18 protein-coding genes are annotated in these 15,193 nt (G+C 69.1%); 11 read left to right on the top strand and 7 right to left on the bottom strand.

Features of this window, described 5'->3' with window-relative positions; translation table 11 throughout:
* Positions 1–13 precede the first annotated feature (13 nt).
* Positions 14–619 carry a TetR/AcrR family transcriptional regulator gene (locus tag QH290_RS12940; protein ID WP_280268455.1) on the bottom strand — a complete coding sequence of 202 codons (606 nt, stop codon included), beginning with the start codon at positions 617–619 and terminating at the stop codon, positions 14–16.
* Between the two features lie 102 nt (positions 620–721).
* Between QH290_RS12940 and QH290_RS12935 the strand changes: the two genes are divergently transcribed.
* Entirely contained in the window at positions 722–1,681 is a 960-nt protein-coding gene (locus tag QH290_RS12935; RefSeq protein ID WP_280382971.1) for a hypothetical protein, read from the top strand.
* Between the two features lie 200 nt (positions 1,682–1,881).
* On the opposite strand, the gene QH290_RS12930 is transcribed toward QH290_RS12935, so the two are convergent.
* Positions 1,882–2,325 carry a Fur family transcriptional regulator gene (locus QH290_RS12930; RefSeq protein ID WP_280268012.1) on the bottom strand — a complete coding sequence of 148 codons (444 nt, stop codon included), beginning with the start codon at positions 2,323–2,325 and terminating at the stop codon, positions 1,882–1,884.
* A 3-nt stretch (positions 2,326–2,328) separates the two neighbouring features.
* Positions 2,329–2,724, bottom strand: coding sequence for an ArsR/SmtB family transcription factor (locus tag QH290_RS12925; RefSeq protein ID WP_280382970.1), 396 nt, complete (start codon positions 2,722–2,724; stop codon positions 2,329–2,331).
* 167 nt (positions 2,725–2,891) lie between these two features.
* Here QH290_RS12925 and QH290_RS12920 point away from each other — a divergent pair, with 167 nt between their 5' ends.
* From QH290_RS12920 to QH290_RS12905, 4 genes are all read left to right on the top strand, one after another.
* Positions 2,892–4,283, top strand: coding sequence for a glycine--tRNA ligase (locus QH290_RS12920; protein ID WP_280268010.1), 1,392 nt, complete (start codon positions 2,892–2,894; stop codon positions 4,281–4,283).
* Between the two features lie 283 nt (positions 4,284–4,566).
* Entirely contained in the window at positions 4,567–5,301 is a 735-nt protein-coding gene (locus QH290_RS12915; RefSeq protein ID WP_280382969.1) for a DUF6875 domain-containing protein, read from the top strand.
* A complete protein-coding gene (locus QH290_RS12910; protein WP_280382968.1) occupies positions 5,253–6,173 on the top strand; it encodes an NADP-dependent oxidoreductase in 921 nt (306 codons plus the stop codon). The genes QH290_RS12915 and QH290_RS12910 overlap by 49 nt, the downstream gene beginning before the upstream one ends.
* A 131-nt stretch (positions 6,174–6,304) precedes the next feature.
* The gene (locus QH290_RS12905; protein ID WP_280382967.1) at positions 6,305–6,664 is read left to right on the top strand and encodes a hypothetical protein; all 360 of its coding nucleotides are present in this window, start codon (positions 6,305–6,307) and stop codon (positions 6,662–6,664) included.
* On the opposite strand, the gene QH290_RS12900 is transcribed toward QH290_RS12905, so the two are convergent.
* Entirely contained in the window at positions 6,661–7,386 is a 726-nt protein-coding gene (locus QH290_RS12900) for a DUF899 domain-containing protein (protein ID WP_280268006.1), read from the bottom strand. The genes QH290_RS12905 and QH290_RS12900 overlap by 4 nt on opposite strands.
* Positions 7,387–7,505: 119 nt before the next feature.
* Between QH290_RS12900 and QH290_RS12895 the strand changes: the two genes are divergently transcribed.
* The 4 genes from QH290_RS12895 (at position 7,506) to dnaG (ending at position 12,176) form a co-directional block, all read left to right on the top strand.
* Positions 7,506–8,183, top strand: a complete 678-nt coding sequence (locus tag QH290_RS12895; protein ID WP_280268005.1) for an MBL fold metallo-hydrolase — start codon at positions 7,506–7,508, stop codon at positions 8,181–8,183.
* 68 nt (positions 8,184–8,251) lie between these two features.
* Positions 8,252–8,950: a YdcF family protein gene (locus tag QH290_RS12890; RefSeq protein ID WP_280268004.1), complete on the top strand. Its 699-nt coding sequence runs from the start codon at positions 8,252–8,254 to the stop codon at positions 8,948–8,950.
* Entirely contained in the window at positions 8,947–10,203 is a 1,257-nt protein-coding gene (locus tag QH290_RS12885) for a deoxyguanosinetriphosphate triphosphohydrolase (RefSeq protein WP_280382966.1), read from the top strand. The genes QH290_RS12890 and QH290_RS12885 overlap by 4 nt, the downstream gene beginning before the upstream one ends.
* A gap of 62 nt (positions 10,204–10,265) precedes the next feature.
* A complete protein-coding gene (dnaG, locus tag QH290_RS12880) occupies positions 10,266–12,176 on the top strand; it encodes a DNA primase (protein WP_280268002.1) in 1,911 nt (636 codons plus the stop codon).
* Positions 12,177–12,195: 19 nt separating this feature from the next.
* On the opposite strand, the gene QH290_RS12875 is transcribed toward dnaG, so the two are convergent.
* The 3 genes from QH290_RS12875 to QH290_RS12865 all read right to left on the bottom strand — a co-directional run bounded on the left by QH290_RS12875 (position 12,196) and on the right by QH290_RS12865 (position 13,694).
* The gene (locus QH290_RS12875; protein WP_280268001.1) at positions 12,196–12,441 is read right to left on the bottom strand and encodes a hypothetical protein; all 246 of its coding nucleotides are present in this window, start codon (positions 12,439–12,441) and stop codon (positions 12,196–12,198) included.
* Positions 12,442–12,590: 149 nt separating this feature from the next.
* Complete coding sequence (locus tag QH290_RS12870) at positions 12,591–12,971, bottom strand: acyl-CoA thioesterase (protein WP_280382965.1); 381 nt, start codon at positions 12,969–12,971, stop codon at positions 12,591–12,593.
* Between the two features lie 18 nt (positions 12,972–12,989).
* Positions 12,990–13,694, bottom strand: coding sequence for an SDR family NAD(P)-dependent oxidoreductase (locus QH290_RS12865; protein WP_280382964.1), 705 nt, complete (start codon positions 13,692–13,694; stop codon positions 12,990–12,992).
* 93 nt (positions 13,695–13,787) lie between these two features.
* On the opposite strand from QH290_RS12865, the gene QH290_RS12860 reads away from it, so the two are divergent.
* Positions 13,788–14,342: a TetR/AcrR family transcriptional regulator gene (locus QH290_RS12860; RefSeq protein WP_280267998.1), complete on the top strand. Its 555-nt coding sequence runs from the start codon at positions 13,788–13,790 to the stop codon at positions 14,340–14,342.
* A 150-nt stretch (positions 14,343–14,492) separates the two neighbouring features.
* Positions 14,493–15,167 (top strand): hypothetical protein, encoded by a 675-nt coding sequence (locus tag QH290_RS12855; RefSeq protein WP_280382963.1) that lies wholly within the window; start codon positions 14,493–14,495, stop codon positions 15,165–15,167.
* The last annotated feature ends 26 nt before the right edge of the window (positions 15,168–15,193 follow it).

The following is a 15,193-nucleotide window of genomic DNA, read 5'->3' as shown; positions in this document are numbered from 1 at the left end:
GGGATCCGCAGCGCTACGCCGGGCGCCTGAACCCGGGCAGGAGCAGCTCGACCCCCCGGGCAATGGACTCGGACGTGATGTCGTCGAGGATCAGATGCTGCAGGACGAAACCCGGGAGCACCCCGAGCAGGACCTGCGCGACGGCCCGGGTATCGGCGTCGGCGGGTAGCCAACCGGCCTCGACCATGCGCTCCGCGTATTCCCGCCAGCGCTCGCGCAGCATACCCATGGCGGTGCTGACGTACCCGTGGACGGTGGCGTCGGTGAGCGCCAGCGCCCAGGCGTGCGGCGCCAGCCGGACGCGACCACCGGCGGCGCTGAGCCGGGAGATCTCCGCGGTGAGCGCCCTGACCACCTCCGCGGGCTCCGGCAGCGGGTCGGCGTGGATGACGCCCTCCATGACACCGCGCAGCAGGGCGGTGGAATCGGCGGCCAGGGCCGCGATGAGTTCGTCCTTGCTCTTGAAGTAGCGGTAGACCGCGCCCGCCGACAGCCCCGACTCGGCGAAGACATCCTGCATCGACGTCGCGTGGAACCCCTTGCGGGCGAAACACTGCTGCGCGGCGTCGAGGATCTGCTGGCGGCGGCGTTCGAGGTGTTCCTCGCTGACTCGGGGCATGATCCAAAAATAAAACGAATATCCGTTCTTGACAAGACGGGCCGCCGATGCGACCGTAGGTGCACCAAAAAGAACGACTATCCGATTTTCTGGGAGTACGTCATGAACGCCACGTCGCGCGCCGTCGCGGTGGGCCTCGCCGCCGCGCTGATCCAAGCCGTCATGCTGATCGCCTTCGCCTGGCCGGCCGCCAACCTGAAGCCGCACGATCTACCGATCGCGGTGGCCGGACCGCAGGCGCCGATGGTGGCGGGCAAGCTGGCCGAGCACGATCGCGATGCCTTCGAGATCACCACCGTCGCCGACGAGGCCGCCGCCCGCGCGGCCATCGAAGACCGCGACGCCTACGGCGCGATCGTCACCGGTGGCGGGGCGCCGCGGGTGCTGGTCGCCTCGGCCGCGAGTCCCGTTGTGGCGCAACAACTCACGGCGATCGCGCAGCAGCTCTCGGGCGCCCCGGCCGCGCCGGTGCAGGATGTCGTGCCCGCCGATCCGGATGATCCGCGCGGTACCGGGTTCGGCGCCATGGTGCTGCCGCTGGTGATGGCGGGCCTCGCCGCCGGTGTGCTGCTGAGCCTGCTGGTGAAGACGGCCGGTGCGCGGCTGCTCGGGTTGGTTACCTTCGGCATCGCGGCGGGGCTGCTGAGTATGGCGGTGGCGCAGGGCTGGTTCCAGCTGCTGCCTGGCTCGTACCTCACCCTGTCCGCCATCGCGGGCCTGGTGTCCTTCGCGGTCGCGGGCACGGTCGCCGGGCTGTACACCGTGCTCGGCGAGGCGGGGATCGGCCTCGGCGCACTGGTCATGCTGCTGATCGGCAACCCGTTCTCCGCCGCCACCTCCGCCCCCGAGATGCTGCCGCAGCCCTGGGGCACGATCGGCCAGCTGCTGCCGCCGGGCGCCGCCGCGACCCTGCTCCGCTCGGTCGCCTTCTTCGACGGCGCGGGCGCCATGACCCCCCTGCTGGTGTTGCTGTGCTGGGCGGCCGCCGCCCTGCTGCTACTGGCCCTCGGCGCCCTGCGCCCCAGCCGCACCACACCAGAGCCCCAGCCGGTAGCCGCCTGATCCCGCACGAATCCACTACCCGCCGTCCGGGCGCCAGGACGCCCGCACGGCGGGTAATCGAACTGAGCCGAGCCCCGCACGGCGGGTAATCGAACTGAGCCGGGCGGGGCGCAGCTATTCACGCACTCTTTGTTCGACCTCGCACTGCTTGCAGGGCCATGTAGGGGGTGCGGGGACTGGTAGGGGGTGCGTGAGGTGGGTCAGGCTCGGGCCGTGTGGCCGTCGCGGACGGCGGCGCACTGGCGGCAGGTGCCGAAGACCTCCATGGTGTGGCTGATGTCGGTGAAGCCGTGCGAGGCGGCGACGGATTCGGCCCATGCCTCGACGGTCGGGCCCTCCACCTCCACGGTGCGGCCGCAGTGGCGGCAGACCAGATGGTGGTGGTGGCCCTTGGAGCACTGGCGGTAGACCGACTCGCCGGTGTCGGTGCGCAGCACGTCCACCTTGCCCGCCTCGGCCAGCGACTGCAGGGTGCGGTAGACGGTGGTCAGGCCGATGCCCTCGCCGCGGCGGCGCAGCTCGTCGTGCAGCTCCTGGGCGGAGCGGAACTCTTCGATATCACCGAGCAGCGCGGCGATCGCGCTGCGCTGGCGGGTACTGCGAATCCCGACAGTCTTCTCGGCTGTGCCCGTGTGGTCCGGCACGAATCACCCTTCCTCGGCATGTGCGACGGCGTCGACGACGATACGCGCCAGGTGGTCGTCGACGAGTTCGTAGATCACCTCGCGCCCGGTGCGCTCACCGCGCACCACGCCCGCCGACTTCAGGATGCGCAGGTGCTGGCTCACCAGCGGCTGCGTCACGCCCAGGGTATCGACCAATTCGTGCACGCAGCGCGGGGACTCGCGCAGCTGCAGCACGATCGCGATGCGCACCGGGGCGGCCAGTGCGCGTAGCAGCTCGCCCGCGTTGTCCAGGACGCCTCGCGGTGGCACCTCCGGAGCGCTGGGCGCGCGGTACGGATACGGGTCGTGCGGGATCGGGGTGGGTGCCTCCACGGCGACGCGGCTACGCCGTGCGGGGACACCACTGTCGGTGGTCATCGAACCAACTCCTTATTGGAAACCGATGCCATTATTGATATGCAAACGTGCGCATGTCAATCCGACACGCTCACCCCCCCGCCGATACTGCTTCGACCAGCCATGGCCAGTGCCTATACCCTGGGTCGAATCACCTTTCACACCCATCCAGAGGGAGAGCTTCAGTCGTGGCACCCAAGTCGAAGGTCGACACCGTCGCCAATCTCGCCAAGCGCCGGGGTCTCGTGTTCCCCAGTGGTGAGATCTACGGAGGCACCAGGTCGGCGTGGGACTACGGCCCGCTGGGTGTGGAGCTGAAGGAGAACATCAAGCGGCAGTGGTGGCGGTCCATGGTGACCAGCCGCGACGACGTGGTGGGCCTGGACTCCTCGATCATTCTGCCGCGCCCGGTGTGGGTCGCCTCCGGCCACGTCTCGGTATTCAACGATCCGCTGGTCGAATGCCTGAACTGCCATCACCGGCACCGGCAGGACCACCTGCAGGAGGCGTACGCGGAGAAGAACAAGATCGAGGACCCGGACACGGTCCCCATGGCCTCGGTCGCCTGCCCGGACTGCGGCACCGTCGGCCGGTGGACCGAGCCGCGCGACTTCAACATGATGCTCAAGACCTACCTCGGCCCGATCGAGACCGAGGAGGGCCTGCACTACCTGCGCCCGGAGACCGCCCAGGGCATCTTCGTCAACTTCTCCAACGTGATGACCACCGCGCGCAAGAAGCCGCCGTTCGGCATCGCGCAGATCGGCAAGAGCTTCCGCAACGAGATCACCCCGGGCAACTTCATCTTCCGCACCCGCGAGTTCGAGCAGATGGAGATGGAGTTCTTCGTCAAGCCGGGCGAGGACGAGCAGTGGCACCAGTACTGGATCGACACGCGCCTGGCCTGGTACACCGACCTGGGCATCGACCCGGAGAACCTGCGGCTCTACGAGCATCCGAAGGAGAAGCTGTCGCACTACTCGACCCGCACGGTCGACATCGAGTACCGCTTCCACTTCCAGGGCAGCGAGTGGGGTGAGCTGGAGGGCGTGGCCAACCGCACCGACTTCGACCTGAAGACGCATTCGGAGCATTCGGGTCAGGAGCTGAACTACTTCGACCAGGCCACCGGCGAGCGCTACATCCCATACGTGATCGAGCCCGCGGCGGGCCTGACCCGCTCGCTGATGGCCTTCCTGATCGACGCCTACACCGAGGACGAGGCGCCGAATGCCAAGGGCGCCATGGAGAAGCGCACCGTGCTGCGCCTGGACCGCCGCCTGGCGCCGGTGAAGGCGGCCGTACTTCCGTTGTCGCGCAACGCCGATCTGTCGCCGAAGGCGCGCGACCTCGCCGCGCAGCTGCGCAAGAACTGGAACGTGCAGTTCGACGACGCGCAGGCGATCGGCAAGCGCTACCGCCGCCAGGACGAGATCGGCACCCCGTTCTGCATCACCGTCGACTTCGACACGCTCGAGGATCAGGCCGTGACCGTGCGCGAGCGGGATTCCATGGCGCAGGAGCGGATCGCGCTCGATCAGGTCGAGGGTTATCTGGCGCAGCGGCTGGTCGGAGCATAGGGGCCGGGGTAGGCGATATCGATACCGTAAGAATCATTTTCAGATTTTCGGTGTCGTTATCGGCTACATGGTCCATTAGCGCGGCTCACGAAGCCCAGTCAATTCGGGTCCCCGGGAATTGGGGTAGCCGACTACTCGTGAAACGTATCGCCTCGCTCCGGCAATATGAATATTGCAGGGGTGCATCGCCGTAATCACGGCGTCAGTCGTCGCATCCTGCCGCGAGGTGGAAGCAATGAGTGAGAGTGTTGTCGGCCCCCGGTCGGGGCTGCGGTGGGTCTCGTTGTCGGAAATCGAAACGGTCGGTTCGGCCGAGAGCCGATCGGCCGGCGTATTCCGGGTGTGGGCGGACTGGTTCCTCACCCTCCCATGCGATGAGCTGGGCCGGGACGGTCCGGTGTGCCCGTTCGTGCGGCCCTCGATGACGCGAGATCTGTTGTGGATAGGGCATATTCCCGGCCCGCGGCCGCGGCTGGACCTGATACGCACGATAATCGCCGACGCGCTCGAGGTGTATCCGACGCTGCCGACGGGCAACGGAAGTTCCACTTCGGTGCTGCGCGCAATGATCACGGTATTTCCGGATCTGATCGACTGTGCCGTGATCGATGCGATCCACTCCGAATTCAAGAGCAAATTCGTCGAGCAGGGGAACATGCTCGGTCAGTTCTATCCCGGATGTGAGCAACCGGGATTGTGGAACAAGGACTTTCGGCCCCTTGACGCGCCGCTGCCGATGCTCGTCGTGCGGAGCATGATGACGACGGATTTTCCCTTTCTCCTGGAACGACCGGAGTGTCGGATTCGGCCACAACCGGCTCACCAGCCCCGAGGCGCTCGAGGTGATCGGCCCGATCCTCGCGGATTACCTGCGCCGCCGCGAGTGACCGCCGAGTTCACCCGTGGGAATTATTCTTGCGTGGTCGACTGTTCGCTCCCACGAGATGCCCCGGACAGGAAGGTGCAGCCATGGCGCAGGCGGTCAGGTTCGATGAGTACGGCGATGTCGATGTGCTGAACGTGGTGGAGGTCCCCGATCCGGCGCCTGGCCCGGGGGAGGTGGCCGTCGCGGTCGTCGCGACCGCCGTCAATCCCGGCGAGGGCAAGATCCGCAGCGGCGCCCTGCACGACATCTTCCCGGCCACGTTCCCGTCCGGGCAGGGCAGCGATTTCGCGGGCCGCATCGCCGCGGTCGGGGCGGGCGTCAGCGGGATCGCCGCCGGTGCCGAGGTGGTCGGTTTCACCCACGGCCGCGCGGCCCACGCCACGCATGTCGTGGTGCCCGCGGAGCAGGTGGCGCCCAAACCGGCCGGCCTGTCCTGGGATGTCGCGGGCTCGCTGTTCGTGGCCGGGACGACGGCCTTCGCGGCGGTGCGGGCGGTCGCGGCCAAGCAGGGCGATACGGTGGCGGTGTCGGCGGCCGCCGGGGGAGTGGGTTCGATTGCGGTGCAACTGCTTCGGGCGCGCGGCGCGACGGTGATCGGCATCGTCGGTGCCGACAATCACGAGTGGCTGCGGTCGCTGGGCGTGGTACCCGTTTCCTACGGCGACCGGCTGGCCGAGCGGATCCGCTCGGTCGCGCCCGAGGGGGTCGACGCCTTCATCGACCTCTACGGTTCCGGATACGTCGACCTGGCGATCGACCTCGGCGTCCATCCCGACCGCATCGACACCGTGGTCGACTTCCCTGCCGTGGCGAGATACGGCGTCAAGGCGGAGGGCAATGCCGCCGCCGACACCATCGACGTCGTCGCCGAACTGGCCGACCTCGCCGCGGCGGGCACGCTGGAGATCCCGATCGCCGCCACCTACCCCCTCGCCCAGGTCCGCGACGCCTATCGCGAACTGGAGCGGGGTCACATCCGCGGCAAGATCGTCCTGCGTCCCTGACACCGGACCGCCGCGGCGAATTGCGGCCAGGGGATGCCGAACTCGTGCGTTCGCAGTATTGTGTTCGCCAAAGTTGGTGCTGCGCGGGGGGATCCGCGCGATGCGGCGTGAGTTACGGCTAGGGAGTAGTGGTGACCCCGGGGGACTCTGCGCGCACGGCCCGGGACCGGCTCGGGTGGCTGTTCGAATTTCGCGTCGCCATGGTGGCGCTGTGCGGGCTGGTGCTGTTCGGCGCCGCGGCCGTCACCGCCGGGCAGTCCCGCGCGTGGGGCTACACCGTGCTGTTCGTCGTGGTGGCGGTGCCGTGTGCGCTCGTCGTCGCGCTGAATATCGTTGTGGAGACGGCGAGTTACGCCTACACCTGGCTGATCCTCGCCGTGGGCCTGGTGCTCCTGCCGCTGTTGCTGATACCCGACGTGCGCCGACGGTTCGGCCGAATGTGGTTGCGCCGCCGCCGTTCCCGGGACCCGACGGCGGCACGACGGTGTTAGTGGCAGGGCACCGGGGGTGAGTCGTAGCGATCGCGATGCACCCGCTCGCCGACATGCATCCCGCGGCCCAGCGGGGTGAGGTCGAGATAGTTGTGGGTGCCGATGAGGACGTCGCCACCGCGGGCATAGGACGAGAACGTATGGAACACCGCGCCGTCGTCATCGCGCCAGAACACGCTGGTGCCGGGCTGCTCGCCGTCGACGAACCACGGCATCTCGCGGTCCAGCAGCTCGGACTTGGTGAGGTAGTTGTATTCCACCGGCGCCACGGACTCGTCCATGGTGACGTGGAAGTCGTAGTTGAAATCGCTGCCGTAGGAGGAGTACATGGGGAACGCCCACCCCATCCGCTCCCGGTAGCGCCGCAGGGTGTCCCACGGCCCGCGTGACACCGCCGCGAAGGTGGTGTCCACGGCGTTGAGGTGGGCGACCGGCCCGACGTTGTCGAGCAGCAGCGCGCAACTGGGGCAGCCCGCGTCGAGGTCCCAGCGCCACATCATGTGATAGACGATGAGCTGACGGCGGCCCTCGAACAGATCCGCCAGGCCGACTTTGCCTGTGGCGCACTCGAATACGTACTCCTTGTCGATCTTCACCATGGGTAGTTCGCGCCGCCGTTCGGCCAGCGCGTCCATGCGGCGGGTGAGTTCCTTCTCCTCGGCGAGCAGCCGCTTGCGCGCGGTCAGCCACTCGTTCCGGGACACCACGGCCGGACGATTCATCGTGAACTCCTTGTTCGGAATGGACGGATTCATCAGGTAGGGACTCGGGCCCGGCCGCAAACTCATCATCGGCACTCGCGACCCCGGTCCGGTCGGTGCCGCGCGCTACGATCGGGCAGATGATCACGATCGAAACCCCGTACACCGGCCACGTTTCGCCGGGCTCGCACCCGCAGCAGCGCGAGGTGCCCGGTGCGCGCATCGTGAAGATGTCGGTCGGCCCGATGGACAACAACTGCTATCTGGTGCAGGACGCCGCCACCGGCGCCGCGCTGCTGATAGACGCGGCCAACGAGTCGGCTCGGATTCTCGAGCTGGTGGGCCAGGAGGTGTCCGGGCAGGTGCGGCTGATCGTCACCACCCACCAGCATCCCGACCACTGGCAGGCGCTGGCGGAGGTGGCGGCCGAGACCGGCGTCCCCACCGCCGCCCACGAACTGGATTCCGCCCCGCTCCCGATCCGGCCCGACAGACTGCTGGCCGACGGCGACACGGTGCACGTCGGCGACCTGGCGCTCGCGGTGATCCACCTGCGCGGCCACACACCGGGCTCGGTGGCGCTGGCGCTCACCGACGGTGCCGGGCGCACCCACCTGTTCACCGGCGACTCGCTGTTCCCGGGGGGTGTCGGCAAGACCGGGTCGCCGGAGGCGTTCGACTCGCTGTACGGCGATGTCACCGGCAAACTGTTCGATCGCTACGGCGACGACACGGTGGTCTACCCGGGCCACGGCGACGACACCACGCTCGGGGCGGAGCGTCCGCACCTGGGCGAGTGGCGCCGCCGCGGTTGGTGAGAAAGCGCTGGATGCCGCACACGTCACACCGCAACCTCGGCGTGACCGACCGCTGGCAGACTCGGGGAATGCCATCGGCCCCCACCCGCCCAGCAACGACGCGTCCACCCAACCCCGCGCCCGCCGCGCGCCGGGGCGGGTCCGGCGCACTGCGGTGGGCGCGCCGGTTGATCCTGGGCACGGTGCTGATGGCGATCGTGCTGGTCGGCGGCACCGCGGTGCGGGTGTGGCAGGTGGCGCGCATCGACGACTATTCGCGCGCGGATGCCATCGTGGTGCTGGGTGCCGCGCAGTACAACGGCACGCCCTCCTCGGTGTTCCAGGCCCGGCTCGAGCAGGCGCACAAGCTGTTCGGGCGCGGCGTGGCGCCGCTGGTGATCACCGTCGGCGGCAAACGCGTCGGCGACAACTACACCGAGGCCGCCGCCGGAAAAACCTACCTGGAGGACCGCGGCGTGCCGGGGGACCGGATCGTGGCGGTGGAGTCCGGATCGGACACGCTGCAGAGCATCGAGGCCGTCGCCGACGCGATGCACGAGCGCGAGCTGTCGTCGGCGGTCCTGGTCAGCGACCCCTGGCATTCGCTGCGCACCCGCACCATGACCCGCGACCAGGGCCTGGAGGCGTGGACCGCGCCGACCCGCACCGGTCCGGCCGTCTACACCCGCGAATCGCAGCTGCACGGCATCGCCCGCGAGACGGCCGCCCTGCTCTGGTACCACCTCACCCACTTCTCCGCCGACTTCAAATACACTGCGGAACAGTGAATTTCGTACCTGCCTACGCCGATCCGGACCGAGAGCGGATGGTGCCGGAGGCGACGTCCACGGCGGGGCTGCGGTGGTCGCCCGCCCCGGCGCGCCGCACCGACTTCGCGCGCGATCGAGCGCGGGTCCTGCACTCGGCCGCGCTGCGCCGCCTCGCCGACAAGACCCAGGTGATGGGCCCGCGCGACGGCGACACCCCGCGCACCCGGCTGACCCATTCCCTCGAGGTGGCCCAGATCGGCCGCAGCATCGCCGAGGGGCTGGGCTGCGATCCGGACCTGGTGGATCTGGCCGGGCTGGCGCACGATATCGGCCATCCGCCCTACGGCCACAACGGTGAGCGCGCGCTCGACCAGTTCGCCGACGAGCACGGCGGCTTCGAGGGCAACGCCCAGAACCTGCGCATTCTCACCCGCCTGGAGCCGAAGGTATTCGACGGCGCGGGCGAGAGCTTCGGCCTGAACCTCACCCGGGCCGCGCTGGACGCGACCGTCAAATACCCCTGGGGCAGAACGGCTTCGAACTCGAAGTTCGGCGCCTACGAGGTGGATCTGGCGCGCCTGGACTGGGTGCGCGAGGGCGCCCCGCCGCGGCGGCAGTGCCTGGAATCGCAGGTCATGGACTGGTCCGACGACGTCGCCTACTCGGTGCACGATGTCGAGGACGGCGTGATCGCGGGCCGCATCGATCTGCGCGCCCTCGCCGATCCCGTCGAGCAGGCGGCCCTCGCCGAACTGGGCCGGGCACAGCACCGCACCCTGACCCTCGACGAACTGATCGGCGCGGCCGAACGCCTCTCGGAACTGCCGGTGATCGCCGCGGCGGCCGGATACGACGGCACCCTGCGCGCCTCGGTGGAGCTGAAGCGGCTGACCAGCGACCTGGTCGGGCGGTTCGCCACCGCCGCGGTCGAGGCGACCCGGGAGGCGTGGGGCGGGCGGCGGCTGTCGCGCTACGCCGCCGACCTCGAGGTGCCGCGCATCGTCGCCGCCGAGGTGGCGATGCTCAAGACGGTCGCGCTGCGGTATGTGATGTCGGATCCGGAGCACAACAAGCGGCAGGCCGCCCAGCGCGAACGCCTCCTGCGGGTCGCCGCGCATCTGCTGGAGTCGGCGCCGCGGAGCCTGGACGCGGTGCTGCTGCCCTGGTGGGAGGAGGCCGCCGACGACACCGCCCGCGTCCGGGTGATCGTCGACCAGATCGCCTCCTACACCGAAAGCCGCTTGGAGCGGGTGGCGGCGGCCGTTCCCTGAGGCCACCCGGCGGCGCCGTCCAGGTCGGAGACACGCCGAGCACGCGGCTACACTCGGTGATCGTGGCCGGACGACTCCCAGATCGCGATATCGCGGCAATACGTGAACGCGTGCGCATCGAGGACGTCGTCGGCGAGTACGTCTCGCTCAAGCGGGCCGGTGCGGATTCGCTGAAGGGGTTGTGCCCCTTCCACGATGAGAAGACGCCGTCGTTCCACGTGCGCCCCAACCACAGTCATTTCCACTGCTTCGGTTGCGGCGAGAGCGGCGACGTCTTCGCGTTCCTGCAGAAGATCGACCATGTGGGATTCGTCGAGGCCGTCGAGCAGATGGCCGACCGGATCGGCTACCAGATCAACTACGAGGGCGGCGGCACCTCGGTGCAGCGCGACCGCGGCACCCGCTCGCGGCTGGTCGCCGCCAATGCCGCCGCGCACGAGTTCTACGCCGCGCAGCTCAACGAGCCGGGCGCCGAGGTCGCCCGCAAATATCTCACCGACCGCAACTTCGACGGCAACGCCGCCCGGCAGTTCGGCTGCGGTTACGCGCCCGCCGGGTGGGACAGCCTCACGAAACACTTGCTGCGCAAGGGATTCGACGTCAAGGAGCTGGAGGCGGCGGGGCTCGCGAAGCCCGGCCGCCACGGCCCGATCGACCGGTTCCATCGGCGGCTGCTGTGGCCGATCCGCAATCTGGGCGGCGACATCATCGGCTTCGGCGCGCGCCGTCTGTTCGACGACGACCAGATGACCGCGAAGTACATCAATACGCCGGAAACGGTGCTGTACAAGAAGTCTCAGGTGCTGTTCGGGCTGGACCTGGCCAAGCGGGAGATCGCCAAGAGCCATCAGGCGGTCGTGGTCGAGGGCTACACCGACGTGATGGCGATGCATCTGTCGGGCGTGAAGACCGCCGTGGCCTCCTGTGGCACCGCCTTCGGCGACGAGCATCTGTCGGTGCTGCGGCGGCTGCTGATGGACGACAACTTCTGGCGCGGCGAGATCATCTACACCTTCGACGGTGACGAGGCCGGTCAGGCGGCGGCGCTGAAGGCCTTCTCCGGGGATCAGAAGCTGGCCGGGCAGACCTACATCGCGGTAGCCCCCGACGGTCAGGATCCGTGCGAGTTGCGGCAGCGCTCGGGCGACGGCGCGGTCCGCGATCTGGTGGCGCGGCGGGTGCCGTTGTACGAGTTCGTGATTCGCGGCCTGCTCGCCGACCACAACCTGGACACCCCCGAGGGCCAGGTGGAGGCGCTGCGCCGGGCGGTGCCGGTGGTGGCGCAGATCAAGGACAACGCGCTGCGCAAGGCGTACGCGACCAAACTGGCCGGGTGGGTCGGCTGGGACGACATCCAGCTGGTGGTGCGGCGCGTGGGGGATGCCGCGCGCCGCGGTCCCCGCAAGGGTGGCGCGCCGGTGCGCGAATCCGCTCCCGCCGCAACGGTTTCCGAGCATCCGGCGGCTCGCCCCAATCCGAACGATCCGGTGCTGGTGCCGCAGCGGCAGGTGCTGGCGGCCGCGCTGCAGTACCCGGCGCTGGCCGGGCCCATATTCGATGCGCTCGAGCCGGAGGCGTTCACCCATCCCGCCTATGTCGCGGTGCGGGCGGCGATCGCCGAGGCGGGCGGGACCGGCGCGGGCCTGGGCGGTTCCGAGTGGGTGACCCGGGTCGCCGACCACACCGACGACCTCACCCTGCGCGCCCTGGTGTCGGAACTGTCCGCCGAGCCGCTTCCGGTCAAGTCGGTCGACGATATCCAGCGCTTCATCACCGGCGTGCTGGCCCGGACCCAGGAGGCATGGGTGGGCCGCCAGATCGCCGAACTGAAGTCCAAACTCCAGCGCGTGTCCTCCACCGAACAGCCCGACGCCTACATGGCCCTGTTCGGCGACCTCGTCGCCCTGGAGCAATACCGCAAGAGCCTCCTAGCCCAAGCCATGGGCAACGGCGGCGACTTCGCCGTGGGCTGAGCGGGACGGTGACGCGCGCTCAGCGGCGCAGCTGATCCTGCGGGATCATGATCGTGGTGCGCTCGTCGAGCGGCTCCATGGGCTCCAGCCTGGGCTGGGTGTTGAGCTTGTCGGACAGCTTCTGCCTACCCACCTGCAGGACCTTGCGGGTGACCGGGCTGGCGGTGATGGCGCGGGTGGTCTTGCTGATCTGCTCGTAGCGCGCCCGCCCGGCCTTCGTCCCGAGCACGTATCCGGCTGCGAGGCCGATGATCAACCGCAGCATTCCTTGGGCTCCTCCCAGTCGCTGTCCGCGCCGTATATCCTGCCCGACGCCGGGGCGGGCTGTCGATCCGGGCCGGTCCGGCCGCGGTGTGGGGTTCACCTTGCCAGACGGGTCCGACATGTTGCCCGGCAGCGGAATCGGTGGTGCGCTCAGCCCAGGGCGTCGCGCACCTGCTCGGGGACCGGTGTCGGCTCGTAGGTGTCGTGCGCGATGCTGATCAGGACCAGCTCCGCGCGGCCCACCGCGCGATCGCCGACCGCCAGCCGCACCGCCACGTCGAACGATGTGCGCCCCCAGCGCGTCACCTCCGGCGTCAGCTCGACCACCTCGCGCAGCCGCGCCGGTGACGACCACTCCATCGCCGCCTTCTTGACCGAGTAGTCGAAGCCGCCGAGGTAGTCCGCGCCCAGGGCATCCTGGAGCCACATGTCGATCGTGTCGTCGACGAACGCGAAGTAGTTGGCGTTGAACACGACTCCCTGCATATCGCAGTCGCCGTACCTGACTCGGATCCGATGCGTGAAGCCCATGGGGGCGAGCGTATCGGCCTACGAGCCGAGGGCGTCGAACACCTGCTCCGCGCGGGTGCGGGTGCGATACATCTCCCACGCTGCCTCGGCGAGCCGGTCCGGGTCGAGCGTATGTCCTTCGGCGGCACCGAATTTCGCCGGATCCGCGGTGACCATGGCGTGGATGTCGCCGCGTTCCACCAGGCCGCCGATGGTGAGGGTGCCCGCGTACACGCCGCGGTCGGCGAGCGCGGCGTGCAGGGTGAGCGCGTAGTTGCGCAGGGCCGCGACCGGCAGCACGAGCTGACCGAGCATCGGCATCGGCCGCACGCTGGACAGTCCACCGGCGAACATCAGCCCGCCCGCGCCCCGGTCGAGCATGCCGGGCAGGACGGCGCCGACGACCCGCACGGCGGGCCAGACCCAGTCGAATGCCGATCGCGCGACCTCGACGTCGATATCGGTGATCGGGACGATCGGCTGCGCCGGGCCCGGGCCGTAGTAGGCGAACTCGACCGCGCCGATCTCGGACAGCACCGTCGTCAAGCGCTCCGCATCGGTGACGTCGGCGGCGTGGGCGGTCGCGTCGATGCCGTGGGTGGCGAGGTCGGCGAGGTAGGCGCCGTGGCGGTCCGCGCTGCGCGAGACCAGGGCGACGCGGTATCCCTCGCGGCCGAAGCGGCGGGCCATGGACATGCCCAGGCCCGGTCCGGCGCCGATGATCGCCGCTGTTGGGGTGGTCATTCGATCTCCTCCAAATATTGAGGGGTGCCTCAGTTTCGATTTCGACGCTATCACTAGATTGAGGGGTGCCTCAAGTTTTGTAGAATGACCGCCGTGACGAAACCGATGCGCCGCGACGCAGCCCGCAACCGCGATCGGCTGCTGCACGAGGCGGCGGGCGTTTTCACCGAGCAGGGTTTGGCGGGCTCGCTGGAGGAGATCGCCCGGCGGGCCGGAGTCAGCATCGGCACCCTGTACAACCACTTCCCGACCCGCGACGCCCTCATCGACGCGCTGCTCCCGCCCCGCCTGACCGCCCTCGACGAATTCGCCGAACAGGCTGCGGCCGAACCGGATCCGTGGACGGCGTTCACCGGCTTCGTCGAGAACATGCTCGGTCGGCTCGCCGCCGACCGCGGCCTGCTGGAGGCGTTCACCGGCGACCACCCCGCCGCGGCCGTACTGGCCCAGGCATGCACCCGGGGCATGACCCACTTCTCCGCCGTCCTCGACCGCGCCCGCACGGCCGGCGCGATCCGCCCCGACGCCACCGACCACGACGTGGTGAACCTGCTCTGGGCACTGTCCCTACTCGGCGAGCACGCCGGAACCTCCGCCTGGCAGTCCGCCCTACCCTTCGTCCTCGACGGGCTCCGCGCGTCACCATGAAAGATCGATCCGGCGCGCGGTAGTGCGCCATCGCCCACCGAACGTGGCTCGGGCGGTGTAGATTTCGGCATCGTTCGCGCTCGAGGGTTTTTCGGGCGTGATCGGCGCAGCGGATTCGGGATCGATCGACCGGCAGGGACGTGAACGGCAATGGCCAACAGCGATTTTCGGAACAAGGCTGGCTGGGTGATCGCCACGGTGGTGGTGGTGATCTTGGCGGTGACCGGAATTCTGCTACTGGTGCCACGGCTCACGGCCGATGAGCCACCGTTCGACGCGGATGCCGTTCCGGGCACGCAGGTCCTGTGGGTGACGGCGCCGCGCGGCGCGGACCACGGAACGCTGGAGCTGTGGCAGCGTGGCAGCCGCTGGAAGCGCACGCTGTCGACGTCGGCATGGGTTGGCAGGGAAGGGATTTCGCCGCAGGCGCGGGAGGGGTCGGCCTTCACGCCGGAGGGCACCTTCACCGTGTCGGAGGCATTCGGCCGCCTGGCCGACACGCGGTCGCGGCTGCCCTATCTGCCCGTGGATTCGTCGAATACCTGGTGGTGGGTGTCGGATACCGCGAGCCCGCTCTACAACCAGAAATATCAGTGCCTCGCGGACGAGTGCCCGTTCGACACCTCGGCCAGCGAGAATCTCGGGGAGACCGACCCGCAGTACAACTATGCGCTGGTCATCGACTACAACCGGGCGCCGGTTGTCGAGGGGCGGGGCTCGGCGTTCTTCGTCCACGTCGCGGTAGGCAAGCCCACCCCCGGGTTGGTCGCGGGGCCCGGGGAGGGCATGCGCACGCAGCTCACCACCCAGGAGGCCGCGAGGTAGCCCGGGATCGGGGTGTTCGGCACCTT

Origin of the sequence: Nocardia wallacei, assembly GCF_029869545.1 — a bacterium.
GTDB lineage: Bacteria > Actinomycetota > Actinomycetes > Mycobacteriales > Mycobacteriaceae > Nocardia > Nocardia wallacei_A.
This window is presented reverse-complemented; position numbering and strand designations above follow the sequence as displayed.

What these genes read in the sequence shown, in the direction of transcription:
- QH290_RS12940 (WP_280268455.1), bottom strand. Translation starts at nt 619, where the DNA reads ATGCCCCGAGTCAGCGAGGAACACCTCGAACGCCGCCGCCAGCAGATC.
- QH290_RS12935 (WP_280382971.1), top strand. Translation starts at nt 722, where the DNA reads ATGAACGCCACGTCGCGCGCCGTCGCGGTGGGCCTCGCCGCCGCGCTG.
- QH290_RS12925 (WP_280382970.1), bottom strand. Translation starts at nt 2,724, where the DNA reads ATGACCACCGACAGTGGTGTCCCCGCACGGCGTAGCCGCGTCGCCGTG.
- QH290_RS12910 (WP_280382968.1), top strand. Translation starts at nt 5,253, where the DNA reads ATGGCGCAGGCGGTCAGGTTCGATGAGTACGGCGATGTCGATGTGCTG.
- QH290_RS12900 (WP_280268006.1), bottom strand. Translation starts at nt 7,386, where the DNA reads ATGAATCGTCCGGCCGTGGTGTCCCGGAACGAGTGGCTGACCGCGCGC.
- QH290_RS12895 (WP_280268005.1), top strand. Translation starts at nt 7,506, where the DNA reads ATGATCACGATCGAAACCCCGTACACCGGCCACGTTTCGCCGGGCTCG.
- QH290_RS12890 (WP_280268004.1), top strand. Translation starts at nt 8,252, where the DNA reads ATGCCATCGGCCCCCACCCGCCCAGCAACGACGCGTCCACCCAACCCC.
- QH290_RS12875 (WP_280268001.1), bottom strand. Translation starts at nt 12,441, where the DNA reads ATGCTGCGGTTGATCATCGGCCTCGCAGCCGGATACGTGCTCGGGACG.
- QH290_RS12870 (WP_280382965.1), bottom strand. Translation starts at nt 12,971, where the DNA reads ATGGGCTTCACGCATCGGATCCGAGTCAGGTACGGCGACTGCGATATG.
- QH290_RS12865 (WP_280382964.1), bottom strand. Translation starts at nt 13,694, where the DNA reads ATGACCACCCCAACAGCGGCGATCATCGGCGCCGGACCGGGCCTGGGC.
- QH290_RS12855 (WP_280382963.1), top strand. Translation starts at nt 14,493, where the DNA reads ATGGCCAACAGCGATTTTCGGAACAAGGCTGGCTGGGTGATCGCCACG.